Origin of the sequence: Delftia tsuruhatensis NBRC 16741 (genome assembly GCF_001571325.1) — a bacterium.
GTDB lineage: Bacteria > Pseudomonadota > Gammaproteobacteria > Burkholderiales > Burkholderiaceae_C > Comamonas > Comamonas tsuruhatensis.
Map to the genome: position 1 here is coordinate 1 of NZ_BCTO01000004.1, position 17,744 is coordinate 17,744.

The 17,744-nt window shown below is 64.3% G+C and carries 15 protein-coding genes; all 15 read right to left on the reverse strand.

The window, feature by feature from the left end; translation table 11 throughout:
• Positions 1-57: 57 nt before the first annotated feature.
• The 15 genes from DTS01S_RS00300 to DTS01S_RS00360 all read right to left on the reverse strand — a co-directional run bounded on the left by DTS01S_RS00300 (position 58) and on the right by DTS01S_RS00360 (position 17,629).
• Positions 58-1,254, reverse strand: coding sequence for an acetyl-CoA C-acyltransferase (locus tag DTS01S_RS00300; protein WP_061287125.1), 1,197 nt, complete (start codon positions 1,252-1,254; stop codon positions 58-60).
• Positions 1,255-1,422: 168 nt separating this feature from the next.
• Complete coding sequence (locus DTS01S_RS00305) at positions 1,423-3,825, reverse strand: 3-hydroxyacyl-CoA dehydrogenase/enoyl-CoA hydratase family protein (protein ID WP_061287126.1); 2,403 nt, start codon at positions 3,823-3,825, stop codon at positions 1,423-1,425.
• Positions 3,826-3,879: 54 nt separating this feature from the next.
• The gene (locus DTS01S_RS00310; protein ID WP_016446431.1) at positions 3,880-4,320 is read right to left on the reverse strand and encodes a DUF2147 domain-containing protein; all 441 of its coding nucleotides are present in this window, start codon (positions 4,318-4,320) and stop codon (positions 3,880-3,882) included.
• 80 nt (positions 4,321-4,400) lie between these two features.
• A complete protein-coding gene (locus DTS01S_RS00315; RefSeq protein ID WP_017405915.1) occupies positions 4,401-6,206 on the reverse strand; it encodes an acyl-CoA dehydrogenase C-terminal domain-containing protein in 1,806 nt (601 codons plus the stop codon).
• Positions 6,207-6,268: 62 nt separating this feature from the next.
• Positions 6,269-6,976, reverse strand: coding sequence for a TetR/AcrR family transcriptional regulator (locus tag DTS01S_RS00320; RefSeq protein ID WP_017405916.1), 708 nt, complete (start codon positions 6,974-6,976; stop codon positions 6,269-6,271).
• Between the two features lie 144 nt (positions 6,977-7,120).
• Positions 7,121-7,630, reverse strand: a complete 510-nt coding sequence (locus DTS01S_RS30250; protein WP_139223823.1) for a hypothetical protein — start codon at positions 7,628-7,630, stop codon at positions 7,121-7,123.
• 26 nt (positions 7,631-7,656) lie between these two features.
• The gene (locus tag DTS01S_RS30255; RefSeq protein WP_139223824.1) at positions 7,657-7,938 is read right to left on the reverse strand and encodes a hypothetical protein; all 282 of its coding nucleotides are present in this window, start codon (positions 7,936-7,938) and stop codon (positions 7,657-7,659) included.
• A gap of 3 nt (positions 7,939-7,941) precedes the next feature.
• Complete coding sequence (locus DTS01S_RS00325; protein ID WP_017405918.1) at positions 7,942-8,622, reverse strand: hypothetical protein; 681 nt, start codon at positions 8,620-8,622, stop codon at positions 7,942-7,944.
• Positions 8,622-9,521, reverse strand: coding sequence for a hypothetical protein (locus DTS01S_RS00330; RefSeq protein WP_017405919.1), 900 nt, complete (start codon positions 9,519-9,521; stop codon positions 8,622-8,624). Before DTS01S_RS00330 ends, DTS01S_RS00325 begins: the two co-directional genes overlap by 1 nt.
• Before the next feature lie 25 nt (positions 9,522-9,546).
• Complete coding sequence (locus DTS01S_RS31405) at positions 9,547-10,254, reverse strand: collagen-like protein (RefSeq protein ID WP_047217718.1); 708 nt, start codon at positions 10,252-10,254, stop codon at positions 9,547-9,549.
• Positions 10,254-15,197 carry a tape measure protein gene (locus DTS01S_RS00340; RefSeq protein WP_061287127.1) on the reverse strand — a complete coding sequence of 1,648 codons (4,944 nt, stop codon included), beginning with the start codon at positions 15,195-15,197 and terminating at the stop codon, positions 10,254-10,256. The genes DTS01S_RS31405 and DTS01S_RS00340 overlap by 1 nt, the downstream gene beginning before the upstream one ends.
• A gap of 70 nt (positions 15,198-15,267) precedes the next feature.
• Positions 15,268-15,558 carry a DUF1799 domain-containing protein gene (locus tag DTS01S_RS00345; RefSeq protein WP_016446439.1) on the reverse strand — a complete coding sequence of 97 codons (291 nt, stop codon included), beginning with the start codon at positions 15,556-15,558 and terminating at the stop codon, positions 15,268-15,270.
• A gap of 29 nt (positions 15,559-15,587) precedes the next feature.
• On the reverse strand, positions 15,588-16,043 hold the full coding sequence (locus tag DTS01S_RS00350; RefSeq protein WP_012203259.1) for a hypothetical protein: 456 nt from the start codon (positions 16,041-16,043) through the stop codon (positions 15,588-15,590).
• A gap of 43 nt (positions 16,044-16,086) precedes the next feature.
• Entirely contained in the window at positions 16,087-17,013 is a 927-nt protein-coding gene (locus DTS01S_RS00355; RefSeq protein WP_012203258.1) for a phage tail tube protein, read from the reverse strand.
• A 130-nt stretch (positions 17,014-17,143) separates the two neighbouring features.
• The gene (locus tag DTS01S_RS00360; protein WP_017405922.1) at positions 17,144-17,629 is read right to left on the reverse strand and encodes a hypothetical protein; all 486 of its coding nucleotides are present in this window, start codon (positions 17,627-17,629) and stop codon (positions 17,144-17,146) included.
• Positions 17,630-17,744 lie beyond the last annotated feature (115 nt).

Consider the following 17,744-nt stretch of genomic DNA (forward strand, 5'->3'; position numbering starts at 1 on the left):
CCCCCTCCCTCGCGCAGCGAGTAGAGAGGGGGAAGCGGCAAAGCCGCTCAGGGGGTGCTACATCCTCTCGAAGATGCCGGCGGCGCCCTGGCCCATTCCGACGCACATCGTCACCATGCCGTAGCGCAATTGCTTGCGGCGCAACGCATGCACCACGGTAGCCGAGCGGATGGCGCCTGTGGCACCCAGCGGGTGGCCCAGGGCAATCGCGCCGCCCATGGGATTGACCTTGGCGGGGTCCAGGCCCAGCGTGTTGACCACGGCCAGCGACTGGGCGGCAAAGGCTTCGTTGAGTTCGAACCAGTCGATGTCGTCCTGCTTGAGGCCCGCATAGCGCAGCGCGGCCGGGATGGCCTCGATAGGACCGATGCCCATGATGGCTGGCGGCACGCCCTTGCTGGCATAGCTCACGAAGCGCGCCAGCGGCGTGAGGCCGAAGCGCTGCACGGCGGCGCCGCTGGCCAGGATCAGCGCGCCTGCGCCATCGCTGGTCTGCGAGCTGTTGCCGGCCGTCACCGAGCCGCGCGCCGCGAACACGGTGCGCAGCTTGCCCAGGCCTTCCAGGCTGGTGTCGGGGCGTGCGCCCTCGTCCAGCTCCACGGTGCGCGTGCGTACCACGGGCTCGCCCTTGGCCAGGTCCAGGCTCCGGTCAGTGACCTCGATGGGCGTGATCTCGTCCTTGAACTCGCCGGCCTGCTGCGCGGCCAGGGCACGGCGGTGCGACTCCAGCGCAAAGGCGTCCTGCGCATCGCGCGAGACCTTCCACTGCTGGGCCACCTTCTCGGCCGTCAGGCCCATGCCATAGGCAATGCCCACGTCACCATCGCGCTCGAAGATGGACGGCGACAGCGAGGGCGCGTTGCCCATCATGGGCACCATGCTCATGCTCTCGACGCCGGCCGCGATCATCACGTCGGCCTCGCCCACACGGATGCGGTCCGCCGCCATGGCCACGGCCGACAGGCCCGAGGCGCAGAAGCGGTTCACGGTGATGCCACCCACGCTGGTGGGCAGGCCCGCCAGCACGGCGCTGATGCGCGCCACGTTCAGGCCCTGCTGGGCCTCGGGGATGGCGCAGCCGCAGATGATGTCCTCGATGGCAGCCGGGTCCAGCCCCGGCACCTGGGCCAGCGCGGCCTTCAGCGTGGTCGCCAGCAGGTCGTCGGGACGGTAGTTGCGGAAAAAGCCCTTGTGCGACTTGCCGATGGGCGTGCGCGTGGCGGCGACGATGTAGGCGTCTTGGATTTGTTTCATGGAGATTGCTCCTCGATCTCAGTTATTCATCACCCCCGCAGCCCCCGAAAAGGGCGCGCCCCAGACAACTGGCGTGCTCCAGACCAGGGACAGCGAGCAAGGGCCGCCCCGCCGCGAGGCTGTCGTCCCCCTGGGGGGGAAGGCGCGAAGCGACTCAGGGGGGACATATCAATTCCGGACGGGCTTGCCGGTGTTCAGCATTCCGAGAATGCGTTCATGCGTCTTGGGATGGCCGATCAGGTGGCAGAACGCCTTGCGTTCGAGCTTCATCAGATAGGCCTCGTCCACCAGGGTGCCCGCATCCACGTCGCCGCCGCAGACCACGTTGGCGATCAGGCTGGCCACATGCTGGTCGAACTCGCTGATGAAGCCGCCGTCACGCATGTTGACCAGCGAGCCCTTGATGGTGGCCACGCCGCTGCGTCCCGCCACGGGGAAGCTGCGCGGCAGCGGCGCGCGCCAGCCGCCTGCGGCCATGGACTTGGCCTCGTTGATGGCGACGAAGAGCAGCTCGTCCTTGTGCGGCACGATGAGGTCGCTGTCCAGCAGGTAGCCCAGCTTGCGCGACTCGATGGCACTGGTGCCCATCTTGGCCATGGCCGCGGCCGTGAAGCCTTCGGTCAGGAAGGGCAGCAGGTCCTTGCCCGTGCTGGTGGCGGCGTTCTCTGCCGCGCGGCGCGCGATGTAGGTCAGGCCGCCCGCGCCGGGCACCAGGCCCACGCCGACTTCCACCAGGCCGATGTAGCTTTCCATGTGCGCCACGCGGCGTGCGCTGTAGACGGCCAGCTCGCAGCCGCCGCCCAGCGCCATGCCATGGATGGCCGCAACCACGGGCACCTGGGCGTAGCGGATGCGCAGCATCAGGTTTTGCAGCTCCTGCTCCACGCTTTCGATGGCGTCGGCGCCACCGATCACGAAGGCCGGCATGGTGGCTTCCAGGTCGGCGCCCACGCTGAACGGCGCATCGCCCGACCAGATGACCATGCCCTGGAAGTCGGTCTCGGCCACGTCCACGGCCTCCATCAGCGCTTCCATGACTTCGGGGCTGATGGCGTGCATCTTGTTCTTGATGCTGGCGATCAGGATCTGGCCGTCCAGCGTCCAGGTGCGCAGCGCCTTGGATTCGGCGATCGTGGTGCCGGCCGTCTTCCAGTCGGGCAGGCTGTCTTCGCCCAGCAGCTTCTCGGGGAAGATCTGGCGCTCGTAGACGGGCAGCACGCGGCGGGGCACGAACTGGCCCTTGGCAGGGCTCCACGAGCCCTGCGCCGTGTGCACGCCGCCGGCCTCGGCCACGGGGCCTTCGAAGACCCACTTGGGCAGAGGCGCCTTGCTCAATGCCTTGCCGGCATCGATGTCCTCCTGGACCATCTTCGCCACTTCCAGCCAGCCGGCTTCCTGCCACAGCTCGAACGGGCCCTGCTTCATGCCGAAGCCCCAGCGCATGGCCTGGTCCACGTCGCGGGCGGACTCCGCAATGCTCTCCAGGTGGATGGCCGCGTAGTGGAAGCTGTTGCGCAGGATGGCCCACAGGAAGCGGCCCTGCGCGCCCTCGGCATTGCGCAGCAGCTTCAGGCGCTCGGCAGCAGGCTTCTTGAGCATGCGGCCATAGACCTCGTCGGCCTTGCCGCCTGCGGGCACGTAGTCCTCGCTGTCCAGCTCGAACTGCAGGATGTCGCGGCCGACCTTCTTGTAGAAGCCCTTCTTCGCCTTCTGGCCCAGGTTGCCCAGCTCGATCAGCTTGGCCAGCACGGGCGGCGTGCCGAAGCTGGCGTAGAAGGGATCGGTCTCGGCGCTGAGGTTGTCCTGCAGCGTCTTGATCACATGGGCCATGGTGTCCAGGCCCACCACGTCGGCCGTGCGGAAGGTACCGCTGGATGCGCGGCCCAGCTTCTTGCCGGTGAGGTCATCGACCACGTCGAAGGTCAGTCCGAAGTTCTCGACCTCCTTCATGGTGGCCAGCATGCCGGCGATGCCGATGCGGTTGGCGATGAAGTTGGGCGTGTCCTTGGCGCGCACCACGCCCTTGCCCAGGCCGCTGGTGACGAAGGCTTCGAGCTGGTCCAGCACCACGGGCTGCGTGGTCGGCGTGGCGATCAGCTCCACCAGCGGCATGTAGCGCGGCGGGTTGAAGAAGTGGATGCCGCAAAAGCGCGGCTTGATCGCGTCGGGCAGCGCCTCGGACAGCTTGGTGATGGACAGGCCCGAGGTGTTGGACGCCACGATGGCGTGCTTGGCCACATGGGGCGCGATCTTGGTGTACAGATCGAGCTTCCAGTCCATGCGCTCGGCAATGGCCTCGATGATCAGGTCGCAGCCCTTGAGCAGCTTGAGGTGCTCCTCGTAGTTGGCGGGCTGGATCAGGTCCGCGTCCTCGGCCACGCCGATGGGCGAAGGCTTGAGCTTCTTGAGGTTGGCGATGGCGCGCTCGGCGATGCCGCTTTTCGGGCCTTCCTTGGCAGGCAGGTCGAACAGCACCACGGGCACCTTGACATTGACCAGATGGGCCGCGATCTGCGCACCCATCACGCCAGCGCCGAGCACGGCGACTTTCTTCACATTGAATCGGGACATGGATGTTCCACAAGTGGGAGGGAGGTGGCCGCTGCGGCCGCCTTCCGGAATGGTTTACTGCACGCGCACCCAGGTCTGGGTGCGGCCAAAGGGGCCGATGGAGCCGCGCACCTCGAGCTTGGCGCCGCCCTCGATGGGCGTCAGGCGCAGGGTGTAGGTCTTGCCGTTTTCGGGGTCGAGGATCTTGCCGCCTTCCCAGACGTCCTTGCCCTCGGCCTTCTTGGCGCCGCGGATGATCTCCAGCCCCTTGAGCGGCTGGCCCTTGCGGTCGTCAGAACACTCGGTGCAGGTGGCGGCCGGATCGGCGCCCTTGCGCAGGATCTGCTCGATGCGGCCCGTGACCACGCCGTCGTTCTCGGCCACGCGGATCTCGGACTTGGCTTCGCCGCTCTTGTCGTCCACGCTCTTCCACAGGCCCACGGGCGTCATCTGCGCCTGCGCCGCGACGGCCGTGAGGCCCAGCACCATTGCTGCCAGTGCTTGATATGCCTTCATTTCAAACCCCTTTCGCCTAGAAAGGCGCACAGACCACGCTGATGCGCACAGCCCGTGCTCCCATGTTGGAGTGAAGCCGTTCAGGCCAGCGCCGCGTCCGTGTCCATCAGGGACTTGCTGCCCGCGCGGGCCGTGCGCATCAGCGTCGCGGTCTCGGGGAACAGCTTGGCGAAGTAGAAACGCGCGGTCTGCAGCTTGGCCTGGTAGAACGGGTCGGTGTTGCCCTTGGCGATTTCACGCAGCGCCACCTGGGCCATGCGGGCGAAGAAGTAGCCGAACACCAGGTGGCCCGCCACACGCAGGTAGTCCACAGAGGCGGCGCCCACCTCGTCGGGGTTTTGCATGCCCTTGAAGCCGATCTCGGTGGTGAACTTGGTCATCTGGTCGCCCAGGTAGGCGATGGGATTGATGAACTCGGCCATCTTCTCGTTGACGCCCTCTTCCTCCACCAGTTGCGCCACCAGCTTGCCGAACTTCTTGAGCGATGCGCCCTGGTTGCCCAGCACCTTGCGGCCCAGCAGGTCCAGCGCCTGGATGCCGTTCGTGCCTTCATAGATCATGTTGATGCGCGCATCGCGCACGAACTGCTCCATGCCCCATTCGGTGATGAAGCCATGGCCGCCATAGACCTGCTGGCTCATGGTGGTGGCCGTCCAGCCGTTGTCGGTGATGAAGGCCTTGACGATGGGGGTCAGCAGCGCCACCAGCTCGGCGCTGTCCTTGCGCACCTTTTCGTCTGGGTGGTTGAACTCCTTGTCGATCAGGAAGGCGCAGTAGGTCACCAGCGCGCGGCCGCCTTCGGCATAGGCCTTGGCCGTCAGCAGCATGCGGCGCACGTCGGGGTGGACGATGATGGGGTCGGCCGGCTTGTCCTTGGCCTTGGTGCCCGACAGGCTGCGCATCTGCAGGCGGTCCTTGGCATAGGCCAGGGCGTTCTGGTAGGCCACCTCGGTCAGGCCCAGCGACTGGTTGCCCACGCCCAGGCGGGCGGCATTCATCATCACGAACATGGCCTGCAGACCCTTGTTCGGCTGGCCCACCAGGGTGCCGATGGCGCCGTCGATATTGATCTGAGCCGTGGCATTGCCATGGATGCCCATCTTGTGCTCCAGTGCGCCGCAGAAGATGGGGTTGCGCTCGCCCAGCGAGCCATCGGCCTTGACCACGAACTTGGGCACCACGAACAGGCTGATGCCCTTGGAGCCCGGGGGCGCATCGGGCAGGCGGGCCAGCACCAGATGGACGATGTTCTCTGTGAAATCGTGCTCGCCAGCGCTGATGAAGATCTTGTTGCCGGTGATTTTGTAGGTGCCCTCGGGCGCGCCGGCCACGGGCTCGGCCTTGGTGCGCAGCAGTCCCAGGTCGGTGCCGCAATGGGGCTCGGTCAGGCACATGGTGCCGGTCCACTCGCCGCTGGTCAGCTTGGGCAGGTACAGCTTCTTTTGCTCTTCCGTGCCATGCACATGCAGGGCCTCGTAGGCGCCGTGCGACAGCCCGGGGTACATGGTCCAGGCCTGGTTGGCGCTGTTGAGCATCTCGTACAGCGCCGAGTTCACCGCAAAGGGCAGGCCCTGGCCGCCATAGGCCGTGTCGCAGGACAGCGAAGGCCAGCCGCCTTCCACATACTTCTGGTAGGCCTCCTTGAAGCCCTTGGGCGTGGTGACCTCGTGGGTTTCCTTGTTCAGCACGCAGCCCTCGGCATCGCCGCTGATGTTCAGCGGAAACGTCACATTGGCCGCGAACTTGCCCGCCTCTTCCAGCACGGCGTTGATGGTGTCGGCATCGACCTCGGCATGCGCCGTCATCTGCCGGTAGTCATCCGTGACCTTGAACACCTCGTGCATGAGGAATTGCATGTCGCGCAGGGGCGGGTTGTAGCTGGGCATTTGTCTTCTCCTGTGTTGGCGGGGTTTGCAGTGGATGCGGTGAAAACGGTGAAACTGAAAAATCAGGTCGGGCTGGCGTAGCGCGCCAGGATGCTCTCGAAGCCGTCGATGGCGCGCTGCATGGAGCCTTCGTTGCGCAGGAAGCGCGCCTCGTAATGCAGGGCCAGGATCAGGCCGTGGATCTCGAACAGCAGCTGGTTCTCGTCCAGGTCGGCACGCAGGTCGCCGCATTCGCGGCACTGCACGATGGTGCGGCGCATGGCTGCGTGCCAGGTCTGGACCGAGGCCGTCAGCGCATCGCGCACCGGCCCCGTGCGGTCGTCGAACTCCACGGCGCCGCTGATATAGATGCAGCCCGAGTCCAGCTCGATCGACGTGCGCTTCATCCAGTTGTCGAACAGCGCGCGCAGACGCGCCACGCCGCGCGGCGCCTGAAGCGCCGGGAAGAACACTTCCTGCTCGAAACGGTCGTGGTATTCATGCACCACGGAAATCTGCAGCTCCTCGCGCGAGCCAAAATGCGCGAACACGCCCGACTTGCTCATGCCCGTCAGCTCGGCCAGAGCGCCGATAGACAGGCCCTCAAGGCCGATGTGCGTGGCCAGGTTGAGGGCAGCCTCCACAATGGTGGCCTTGGTCTGCTGCCCCTTGTGCAGCGCGCGGCGCGGCGCGGGCGCAGCGGCTTCGTGCACGGAAGAGCCGGCCTTGGGATCGGCATTGGAGTTGGCCTGAGAGCGGGCGGCGCGGCGTGGGGCGGAAACGCTGGACATGCGAAATTCTTGTTAAAACGAACGTTCGTGCTATTTTGCATGGAAAGCTTGTCGCGGCGAAGACATGCGGGGGAAAACACCTAGCTTGTGGGCTGGCGCAAAAAAGCCGGCAGGTGCCGGCTTGGTTTCATTGCTTGGGGCGGGTCAAGCCTCCACGACAAACATCTTGATACCCTTGAACCGCATGCGGCGTTCGGGTGGGAGGTCGGCGTTAATCATTGCTTCGGTCAGCTCCCATATGCGGCTGTCTTCAAACCGAATGGAGAACGTCATAGCCCCTTGAGCCAGCGTCATTCTCAAAACCCGCTCGCGGCCATCACGACTGCGGATAAGCGATCTAAAAGATTCATCACGCTTGAGCAACGAATCTTGACGATATAGCTCAGTATGGAACGTCACGGTTGCGCCGACGGGCACAGTGATATCTGTAAGATCCGACGATGCCACAAATCCATTTTGCACATCTGATGCAATGCCTGTGACAACAAGTCGAGGCCACTCCATTGCACCAGCCAATGCAGAAAAATCATTTCCGTCCCAGTATTTTCCAAGTTCATGCTCGTCGTATGTTGGTCGGGCAATCATGTATGGCAAATCAACAATTTCTGAAGATTGCAACAGTGATTTACCGATATTATCTGCATCAATCTGCATGTAATAAAACATCTTTGCATGCCCTTTCAATTGAATTCCACGACTTCCCAGGCGATAGCTGGCGCAAAGGTTGTTGTATTGGTAATAACATACGATTCGACCACAAGTGTTGTGGAGTTTAATATCCTCACACTGACCCTGGATTCATATTGAGGAAAGAAATGTGAAGTCAATATATTTACAAATGCCTTTGCAGGATTAACAGCAGAAATGGTGACATTAACTTGTGTGGAACCAGGAGATGTAGCACCACGCTGAACATTTTTAATCCCGCCACCACCCCCAAAAAGCTGAGAAAAATTCGGCATTTCTTACACCCATCCTTTCGCTGAGCCGGAATACACAAGCGAGCCGGCTGCCCGCAGAACATCGAGAGTCATCACGCCGCTCGCTCCGCGAATGAGAGCGCCGTTGGGATGGATGGCCACGGCCATCGAATCGGACAGATCCGTGATCTGGACCACATCGCTCAGTGCGGGCGCTGCCGGCAAAGTGAGCGTGAGTGCCGCTTCGATCACGTAATGCATGCGTGTCTGCGCCAGCGTATCGGAGCTGATGCGCTGGATGGGGGCCGACATGGGCGCCCCCATCACCCACCAGTTGAAGGTATCGGAGCTGGGGTCATTGCCGCCGCTGCCGGCAAGCTTGCGGCGGTAGTTGAGGCCATTGGCCGGACTCCAGACCACGGCGCCCTCCGCATAGGCTGTACCCGCAGTCCATTTCACGGCACCAGCGGCTGCCGCAGCAGCTATGGCGCTTTGCGCGGCGGCGGCCTCGGACTGCGAGGCACCGCGCGCGGCGCCCTCCGCAGATCCGGCGCGTTCCTCCACATGCAAGGCGTTGGTATAGGTCGCATCGTTCGTGGCGTTGATCTGCTGGCGATGCGATTCGAGCTGCCCCAGCAGGGCATCGGCATGCGCGTCGAAATCGGGATCTCCGACATAGGGAGCGACGGGAAGTTGTGCAATCAGAGGTGGTTTGACAATAGGCATTACATGGACTCCAAATCAATATGGCTGTACGAGTCTTTCGCGTTGTTGAGGTCGATGGGAAAGCGCCGGTAAGGGCCGAAGATCGACGCGGCTTCGGCATATCCATCGGTGGTGTCGTCATCCAGTGCAGCCCACAATGCCGGGGCCGCATCCAGTTCCCTGCGCAGGCGCAGTGCGGTATCGACGTTGTCCTTGGGGATGCGGACCTTGACCGAGAGCGTGGGAACGCTACGCACAGGCTGCAACTTGATGCCGCCGTACTTGTCGCGATCGACCACCGAGAAATTCAGCGCGTCATTGCGCGGCGCCCATTCCGCATCGCCAATCCAGCTCTTCATGCCTAGTGCCGCATGCTCCACACGCACCGGGCGGCCACCTGCACGCACCAGCGTGACCACGATTTCCGCTCCGGTGAATGGAGGCAGGTCCGATATCAGAACCGTGGGAATCAGCGGAAATTCGCCAAAGAAATAGCCTGACCAGGTGCGCGTGGCGCGCGCGTTCAGCTTGCGTTCGCGTTGGGCAACGACGGCGCCCGCGGACTTGACCTGCATCACCACCTTGTCGGCCTGTACCCCCCGCATGAACAGGGTGTCGAAGCGCTTGCCTGGGCGCAGGGTGAAGCTCAACGTCGCAGGGGCTTCGGTGGCATCGTTCGTGAGATGGCGGAACATGGCCCAGCGATTGCTGGGACGCAGGGGCATCCAGCGCCTGGCGTCCTGTTCGGGAGGCGTCGCATCGACTCCCGCAATGCTGTTCTCATAGCGCATCTGCGTCTCCAGCCGCAGAACCTGCGCGCCACGTTCATAGTGGGTTGTTGGCGACCACAGTTTCTCGCCTGCAGAGGCGTCCACTTCCGGAACACTGCAGTCGATCAGGCCAGCCGCCGTGATAGGCATGGGGGGGACAACTATCATGGTTTCCTCAAACGATGTTCCACCAGATGTTGGTGCCGTCCTTCCAGACGCACACCAGCCGAAAGCCACCCACGGCCACGTCGCAGACGAGATGGCTGTCGTGGCCATGGATGTAGGTGCCCGACTCCTGCCGGGCAACGGTGAACTGCGCGGACGCAGGCCAGGTGAGGTGAAGATTCGTGAACTCGACGAAATCGCCGAGCGCAACCTCGCTCTTCTTGGGCAGATGCATGGTGATCGCGCCGCCACCCGTCCAGATGGCATAGCGCCCCCCGAGCTGAAGCACGCCACCATTGGCCTCGCGCAGATAGCCGGCTCTCGCCAGTTCGCGACCCCACGCCAGGGTTGGAATGGCCACCGGGCCCTGGGGTCCGGGAACGCCGGCATCCCCCTTGGCACCAGGCGTGCCCGGTAGACCCTGGGGTCCTGTTGCTCCCTGCGGCCCCTGCAGTCCCTGAGCACCCACATCCCCCTTGGGCCCGGCAGGTCCCTGAAGTCCTTGCTGCCCCTGCAGGCCTTGCACGCCGGCCTCGCCTTGAGGACCTGTCGCCCCACGCGGACCTGTTGCTCCCGCAGCGCCCGGATCACCCTTCGGTCCCTGCGGGCCGGCGATGGCCGCCGCAGCGATGGCATACGTGCGGCCCGTCCGGCGCAGCAGTGTCAGGTCGCCCGGCATCAACGATGCCGCTTGCTCGAGTTGATCGATCGTTGGCATCAGAGCTCCAATACGGCGCTGCCGCCAGCCGATTGCATGGCCACGCCGCCACGCGTTACACGCAACAGCACCTCGGCCGTATCGCGCACATGCTGTTTGATGTCCTGCAAGGCAGGATCCTGCTGTTCGATAGCGCGAATCAGGCGCTCGATGGCCAAAAGCAAGGGAGTGCCAGCAGCATCCGCGCCACCGATCAGCGCCTGTCCCAGTTGGCTCTGGTTCCAAAGGCGCGCGGGTCCGGTGGCTTCGATCTCCCAACCACTTTCACCCACCATGCGCAAGCCACCACCGTGCAGGCCACCTTTCGCGAAGGCCGGAATGCCAGCGCCTTCGAACCACCTGCGCCAATCGGATTCATAAAGACCGGAAAGCTCCGCCAGATCTGCGGCGGTCAGCTTGTTGTCCTTGATCCATTGGTTCAGTCCGCTGGCGTCCCCGGTTCCGTCGAAGGCGTGATAGCCATCGTTGTACTTGTCCAGATGCGCTAAACGATCCTTGTCGGTGACTGGCTCATACCAGGTGCCACCCGAACCATCCGTGCGTGCCCGGCGGTAACGCGCATCCTGGCCCGCTCCAGGCGAAGGCGCCCCCCCAGGCCCCAGTACGGCCACATCGCCTCCCCCAGGGCCGGACTTTCCGCCGCTCTTCTCCGCCAGCAGCTTTGCCTGGAAATCACGCACCGCTTCATCGACGCTGCGCACGCTGGTGTCTATGCCACGAGCCGCGTCCAGTTGCTGCTTGGCGGAAAGGATCAATTCATCCAACCGAGCCAAGGAAGTCTCTTCGGCCGCCAATTGCTGTTCGGCCACTGACAACTGCTCCTGCCCCTTTTCACCGAGCTGTTCCAGATCTGCGGCCAGCGCTCGCCTTGCCCGCTCCTCATCGATACGACTGGTGTAGGCCGTGCGTGAAAGGCCATCGCGCGCCGCAGTGATGGCTTCGTCGAGTGCTTTTTGCTCTGGCAGGTAGCCGGTATTGCGGACAGCCGAGACTGCATCCTGGATGAACCGTCCGGCCAACGATGCATCCATTGCGGCAACCGTATCGACCTCACCCCAGAGATCACGTGCGGCACCGCGCGCCAGGTCCACCACACCACGTGCAAGCTCGACCTGCTCGCGGGCGGCATCCAGACGCGCCTGCGCCAGGGTGCGCTCCGCATCGACAGAACGCTGCAGCAGGCTCCACGCCGCATCCGTATCGGCCTCGTTCTTCTTCCTCGCCTCCTGCGCCTGCTCCTCCTGCTTGCGCTTGGCTTCCTCCGCCTGTTTGGCCGAAGCCGCCGCAGCATCCTCGGATGTCTTGGTAACGGCCTTGAACGTGTCGTTGAGCTTGAGCAGCTCGGCAGCAGTCTCGGCCGAAGATTTGCCGGTGCCGCCGATATTGCCGATCAGCTTGTCCATACCGGCAGTGAAGTCGGCCAGCGACGTGCTGGTGTTCGCCAGGTTCTCGAGATCGGCCGCGAGTTTTCCGATATCGCCAGAACCTTCTTCCAGGGTGGTGCTGGCCCAGTCCTTGAAGGCGCCAGTCTTGGCCATGTCCTTGAGGCCTTGCGTGCCCTGGACCTTGGAGATGGCGTCCTTCAATACCTTGGCATTCGCCTCCTCGGAGTTGGCTGCCTTGAGCTTGTCCTCCACCAGCGTGCGGAACCGGGCCGGGGCGTCATCGGCGTCCAGGTCGATGTCCACGCCCAGGTCCTTGAGCTTGCTGCCCATCTCGCGCTTGGCGATGGTCTTGCGCTCATCCTCGCTGTAGAAGTTCTGGTAGAAGCTGCCCGCGTTGGCATTCAGCGCCTCGATGCCGCCCGAGGCCTTGATCAGGGACTCGAAGGCCAGGTCGGTAAGGTCGGCAAAGCCCGTGATCTTCTTGCCCAGTTCCTCGAAGGAGCGGCCGATCAGGTCGATGGTCTGGAAGGCTGCCTGCAGAGCCTCGACATTGGGTGCTTCGCCCAGCGAGTCCAGCGTGGTGCGCATCCAGCTGGGCAGGTCCGCCTTCTTGAGTTCGGACACCAGCAGGGAACCGGTCTGGCCCAGGAAGGCCTTGTAGGCCTCTTCCGGGTTGTTGCCCAGCGAGCGGTTCTCGAAGCCGGCCAGGATCATGCCGGTCGTCTTGTCGATGATCTTGGCGTAGCCGTAGGCGTCCTCGTCGGTGTACTTTCCGTTGGCGGCAAAGCCGCCCACCAAGTCGATGTCGCGCACTCCGCCCGTGGCGTACTTGCCCAGGGATCCGTAGACCAGGGCCAGTCCGTCCAGACTGGTCTTGAGCTGCTTTTCGATGCCATCGCTGTGGCGGCGTGTCAGATCGTCGTACCAGTCGCCTGCCGCGCGGCCGAACAGCTGCTCGGCGGCCTTGTCGTTGCCGACGCCAGCGGTGCTGTAGGCGGCACCGGCGTGGTTGGGGCCGCGGGAGCCGAAGGACCCCGCAATGGAAAACAGTGCCATGGCCCCCGCCACCCATGGCAGGGCCGCGCCCAACATCGTCCCCAAACCCGCAGCGGTGGATCCTGCGGCGCCGGACCCGAGCAGCGTCATCCCTTGGCCCATGGCTCCACCGAAGAGGCCCAGATGCCCGCCAGCGGCGATACCTGAGCCGAATGCGGTGGCCGCCGAACTCCCGAACATTGCCCCCATGGTGGCAAAGCCGTTGCCCACTGCACCCGTGAGTCCACCGGAGAATGCGGACCAGAGGGATTGGCCCGAAGACAACAGGGCCGCTTCGCCGCCACCTGCTGCACCAGCACCACCCGGCATCTTGAATAAGTTGCCGATCATGCCTTGTATGGAGGCGATCACCGGCACGACGAACGGCTGTGCAAATGCCTTGTACATCTCGTCGGCCACCGTGGCCTTGAACGTCGCGCTCAGGTTCTTGGTGAACGTGCGCCAGCCTTCCGTACCGTTGGCCAGCATGTCTGCGAAGCCCTTGCGGAACATCTCGTCCATCTGGTCAACGGACTTCTGGGTTTCCTGCATGCGGGTGCGCTCGGCGACATTGGCCTTGGCCTGGTTCGCAGCGGCCGTGGCGTCTTCCTTGAGCTTCTGGGCGGCAGCGGCATCCGAGGGATTCTTGGCCGCGATGTCCTGCAGCTTTTTCTGGAGATCTATCTCGATCCTGTACTGCGCCAGGGCGATCTCCCGATCGCGCTGCGACATGGCGGCCAGGGACTGCTCGAACTGGGTCGCCTCGTTGGCCTCCTTCACGCTTTGCGCGTACTCGGCCACCATGCGTGCCGAGTCGTTATAGCCTTTGACCCTGGCGAGTTCGCGCGTGGCATCGGCCTCTTTGCCCACGGCCTCGGCGACGTCCTTCGAGCATCGGACGCTCTCTTGCTTGGCTGCGTTGTCTTGCAGTTCCGCGATGGTCTTTTCGACCTGCTCCTGCCGCAGCTGTCCCAACGCATCGCCAGTCAGACCGATCGCGAGGGTCTCCTGCCGGGCGAGTTCCAGGTTCTTTTCGGCCAGTCCGGCCTTGGTCTGGTGCTCCTTGACGAGCTGCGCCACCTCCTGCTGCCTTTTCTGCAGTTCCTGATCGCGCTTGATCTCCTCATCGTCCTGCTGCGTTCTGGCTGGCGCGGCCGGTGGTGCGTAGCTGACGATGCGGGGCACTGCAGGCTTCTCTTTCCTCTGCGCAGGCGCATCGGTTTTCTTGCTTTGCTCCTGCGGCTGTGGCTGTCCCACCAGCGGCGGATTGATGAACCCGCGGCCGCCGCCTGCATTGCGCTGACCCTGTGCCGCCATCAATTCGCGCTGCACCTGCTGCAATTTTTCGACCAGGCGCTGGGCATCGTCATGGGCCGTGCGCACCCATACATTGCGCGATGTCGCTGCCCCCTTGGCCTGCAGCATCTCCAGTTCAGCCCTGGCGCGCGGAAGCTCCTTGGCCAGATAGGCTGCCTTTTCCGCATTCGACTGGAAGGCCGTGCTGATGTATTGCAAGCCCACCGCGCGCCCGGCGATGTTGCCCAGGCCGCTGCTGATCTGGCCCAGGAAGCCCGACCCGTTGTCACGCGCCCGCGACATGGACTCCGAAAAGGCGTTCATATCGTTGGCCGCTGCATTCATGCCAAAGGAGATCATCTGGCTGATGCCGGAATCTCCCACGGCGGACTTGAGCTTGTCCCAGGCGTTGGCCATGCGTTGGGTGCCGGCATCCAGCCTGTCCGCCGCCTTGTCCGTCCCCTCTCCCAGGGAGCTTTGCAGCGCCTGCGAGAAACGGGGCAGAAAGTCCTGCGTCACGACCTCGCCGGTCTGCAGCATCTGGGAGAACCGCTCCTGTGTCACACCCAGGGCCTGAGCGCCGACCAGCGCCGCCTCCGGGATATGTCCCAGTTTCTCGCTGAAGTCCGACGCGCCTATCGTCCCCTTGCCCATCAGGTCGAGTACGGCTGCCAACGAGGCATTGCCCTGCTCCACGGAAAGGCCCATGGCCGCGTTGGCCGAGGCAATCCCCGTGAAGATGGTCTGCACCTGCGCGCCCTCCAGCGCCGTACCTCGCGCCTTGGTGGCGAAGTCGGCGTAGGCCTGGCCGGTGGCATTGAGCTGCAGGCCCAGCCGATCGGCCAGGGCCGTGACATAGGCCAGTTCCTGCGCGCCCTTGCCGCCGGTGGCAAGGTCCAGCCGTGTACGCAGATTCTCTGTCTGGGCACTGGCCGTGTAGAGCGCCTCTCCCACCTTGGCCGCCGAACCCGCAACTTCCAGCATGGCATTGGCGCGGCCTGCAATCTTGCCCATGGAAGTAGACAGGCTCTCGATATCGACGCTGGCACGCGCCGACACAAGCGCCGTGTCCGTTGAGGCACCTGCGAACTGCGACATGCCGGCATACGCCTGCTGCAGCTTGCCGTGGAGTTTGTCGAGCTCCTGGGAGAACTGGGCATTCTGCGCACGCAGCTCGCTCAGGCTGGGCGTCTCGGCGATGCCTATGCTTTTGACCGCTGTACTCATGCTGATCTCTGTTCGGTATGCTTGACCGCTTGTGTTTGTCTTGAAAGGCCGGAGCCGAGGCCCCTATGCCTCAGCCCCGGTTGAGCTGGCGCAGCGCCTGCGCCTCCAGTACCTGCAATTGCGCGAAGACCTCGCCGCGCTGCGCGGCGGGCACCGCGTAGCGGCGCATCACGATCTCGACCCCGGCGTAATCCAGCCCGTCCCAGTGCCACTGGCCCCAGGGCGTGGCCGTCCTGCGCCACTGGGTGGAGCAGCCGAGGTACACGCTCCAGGCCATCGCATGCTCCGGCCACAGTTCGTAGTCCTCGGGGTGCTGCCGTTGCAGATCGCCGGGCACCATCCGGTCGGGGTCGATCCCCATCTGCGCGCACTGGGCGCGCAGCTCGTCGTCTACGAGATAGCGGTCTGCGCCGTCGAGGCCGAGGTGATGCCGGACAGCGCCACGGAGTTTTTTGTGGCGGCATCCCGCTGGTGCACGTTGAGTCCGTCGAACCAGGCCACGGCCATGGCCTGCTCCAGTCCCGGGTAGGCCTCCTCGGCCGCCAGGCGTTCGTCGCGGCTGTAGGGCACGGGTGTTCCTTCGTCGCCCAGCATCCCCTCCCAGCCCACAACCACTTCGTCGAGCAGTTCAGGGATGGTCATGCGCCGTACCTCCTGCGAGCCATCGGGCTGCGTGGCGGGCTTGCCGACGACGATGAGTTCATTGATCTCGTCGCGCCGCGCCTTGCCCAGGCGCTTGAACACGACGGCAAAGTGATGGGCTCCGAACCTGCCCTCATCGACGGGCAGGTACAGCGTTGCGGGAACGGAGATGGTGGGCTTGAGCCCGGAAATCTTGACGGCCATGGTGATCCTTGGATGTGTAGTTGTCAGGCAGGGAGGTGAGGCGTCAGATCTCGATGGACCATTCGTCGTTGCCCGCGTCGGAGGGAATGAACGACAGGGGGATCGTGATCATCTGCACGCCATCGCTGTCGCTGTAGGTCGGCTTGCCGATCTGGGCGCGCGCGCTCTTGAAACTGACGGTGTTGGTGGCGCCGGGGCCATGCTTGAGCGTGACGGGCACGATGGCGCTGGCGCGCGCCAGGCCGATCCAGTCCTTGGTGGCCACGCTGGTGTTCTCGAAGGTGACGCTGCCCGTGGACTTTCGGTCCGTGATTTCCACGGTGTCCACGTTCATCAGGTCGCGCTTGACCACCTGGTTGCCGCACTTGAAGCTGAAGGCGCTGCAGGCCACCGCCAGGCCGTCGAGGGTCAGTTGGGTGTTGGTCTTGTTGACGCCCAGGGGAGCGACGAAGTCGCTGTAGTCCACTGCCGGCAGGGCCTCATCCACGGCGGGGACGAAGGAGCCCGTGAACTCGAACTTCCACTTGGGAATGGCCTTGGCATCGGTGCTGAACTCCACCTCGCCGCGTGCGCCATGCATCTTGTAGAGGGTGCCGTCCACGTTGCCGTAGATGGTCACGCTCTGGATGCCGTCGGTCACGGGAGAGAAGACTGTCTTCACGCCAGTCTCGGTGCTGGCGCTGGCGGCACACGCACGCAACAGGTCGGTCACACCGGGACGCTCGCCCGCTGCGGCCACACCCGCGAATTCCACGGAGAACGCCACCTTCTGGTATTCGGTGACCAGGGTGCTGCCGCTGGAGCCGAAGAAGGGACGGATGTTGTTGCGCTCGACCACGTCGCCCTCGATGGGGGTGAGGGTCACGTCGCTGACCAGCATGGCATTGGCCGCCAGCGGTACGACGGCCGTGCCGACAACGGTTTCAACCAGGGCCAGGAGGGCCATCTTGCGCATGATCTTTGCTGCCATTTGGAAAATCCTTTGAAGAGATGAGGAAAGGTTTCGCGGCCTTGGGCGCCGTTCTCCAGCGCCGCGGACCACAGGGGTTGCGGGAAAGTTGCGAGGTGTCCGGTCTAGGCCCGGTTCGGTGGTGTGCAGGTCACAGGTAGCTCCAGGTTCTGAGTTGCAGGACAACGGAGTGGCAACGCACTCCCGCGAAATCCACCGGCTCGGCACGCATGACCTGCACGCCATCGGTGCTGTCGTCGCTGCCTGCCAGGGGACCGGGCTGGCACACGCCACCCAGGGTCGGATCGGCTCGCACCAGGGCGCGGAACTGCTCGACCAGGTCGTCCAGCAGCAACTCGCTGGCCTGGGCGTCGGCGATGGCCAGGTAGCCATGCAGCGTCCATTGGTGCACGCTTACCGTGCGGGCCGTGCTGCTGCCGTGCTCGACCGTGCTGCTTCTGCGCAGCCACCAGCCGCGGACATGGGCCGTGCCTGCTGCAGGCGGCGTATACGTGAACAGGGCGGCCAGCTCGGCATCGCTGGCGGCATGGCGTTCGCGGTCCTGCACAACGCCGATCTGCGGCACCGAGGCCAGGACGGACACGATGGCGTTGCGATGCTGGGCCAGTGCATTCATGGGCGCAGCACCGGAAAGGCCGCTGCCACGCTCGCCGCAGCCTCGGCCACGATGGGCCGCAGATGAGCGGCAAAGAGCAGGAACAGTTGTGCGATGGCGTACATGGGTCACTCCG

Coding starts and splice junctions, on each gene's coding strand:
- DTS01S_RS00300 (WP_061287125.1), bottom strand. CDS start 1,254: ATGAAACAAATCCAAGACGCCTACATCGTCGCCGCCACGCGCACGCCC.
- DTS01S_RS00305 (WP_061287126.1), bottom strand. CDS start 3,825: ATGTCCCGATTCAATGTGAAGAAAGTCGCCGTGCTCGGCGCTGGCGTG.
- DTS01S_RS00310 (WP_016446431.1), bottom strand. CDS start 4,320: ATGAAGGCATATCAAGCACTGGCAGCAATGGTGCTGGGCCTCACGGCC.
- DTS01S_RS00315 (WP_017405915.1), bottom strand. CDS start 6,206: ATGCCCAGCTACAACCCGCCCCTGCGCGACATGCAATTCCTCATGCAC.
- DTS01S_RS00320 (WP_017405916.1), bottom strand. CDS start 6,976: ATGTCCAGCGTTTCCGCCCCACGCCGCGCCGCCCGCTCTCAGGCCAAC.
- DTS01S_RS30250 (WP_139223823.1), bottom strand. CDS start 7,630: ATGCAGATTGATGCAGATAATATCGGTAAATCACTGTTGCAATCTTCA.
- DTS01S_RS30255 (WP_139223824.1), bottom strand. CDS start 7,938: ATGCCGAATTTTTCTCAGCTTTTTGGGGGTGGTGGCGGGATTAAAAAT.
- DTS01S_RS00325 (WP_017405918.1), bottom strand. CDS start 8,622: ATGCCTATTGTCAAACCACCTCTGATTGCACAACTTCCCGTCGCTCCC.
- DTS01S_RS00330 (WP_017405919.1), bottom strand. CDS start 9,521: ATGCCTATCACGGCGGCTGGCCTGATCGACTGCAGTGTTCCGGAAGTG.
- DTS01S_RS31405 (WP_047217718.1), bottom strand. CDS start 10,254: ATGCCAACGATCGATCAACTCGAGCAAGCGGCATCGTTGATGCCGGGC.
- DTS01S_RS00340 (WP_061287127.1), bottom strand. CDS start 15,197: ATGAGTACAGCGGTCAAAAGCATAGGCATCGCCGAGACGCCCAGCCTG.
- DTS01S_RS00345 (WP_016446439.1), bottom strand. CDS start 15,558: ATGGGGATCGACCCCGACCGGATGGTGCCCGGCGATCTGCAACGGCAG.
- DTS01S_RS00350 (WP_012203259.1), bottom strand. CDS start 16,043: ATGGCCGTCAAGATTTCCGGGCTCAAGCCCACCATCTCCGTTCCCGCA.
- DTS01S_RS00355 (WP_012203258.1), bottom strand. CDS start 17,013: ATGGCAGCAAAGATCATGCGCAAGATGGCCCTCCTGGCCCTGGTTGAA.
- DTS01S_RS00360 (WP_017405922.1), bottom strand. CDS start 17,629: ATGAATGCACTGGCCCAGCATCGCAACGCCATCGTGTCCGTCCTGGCC.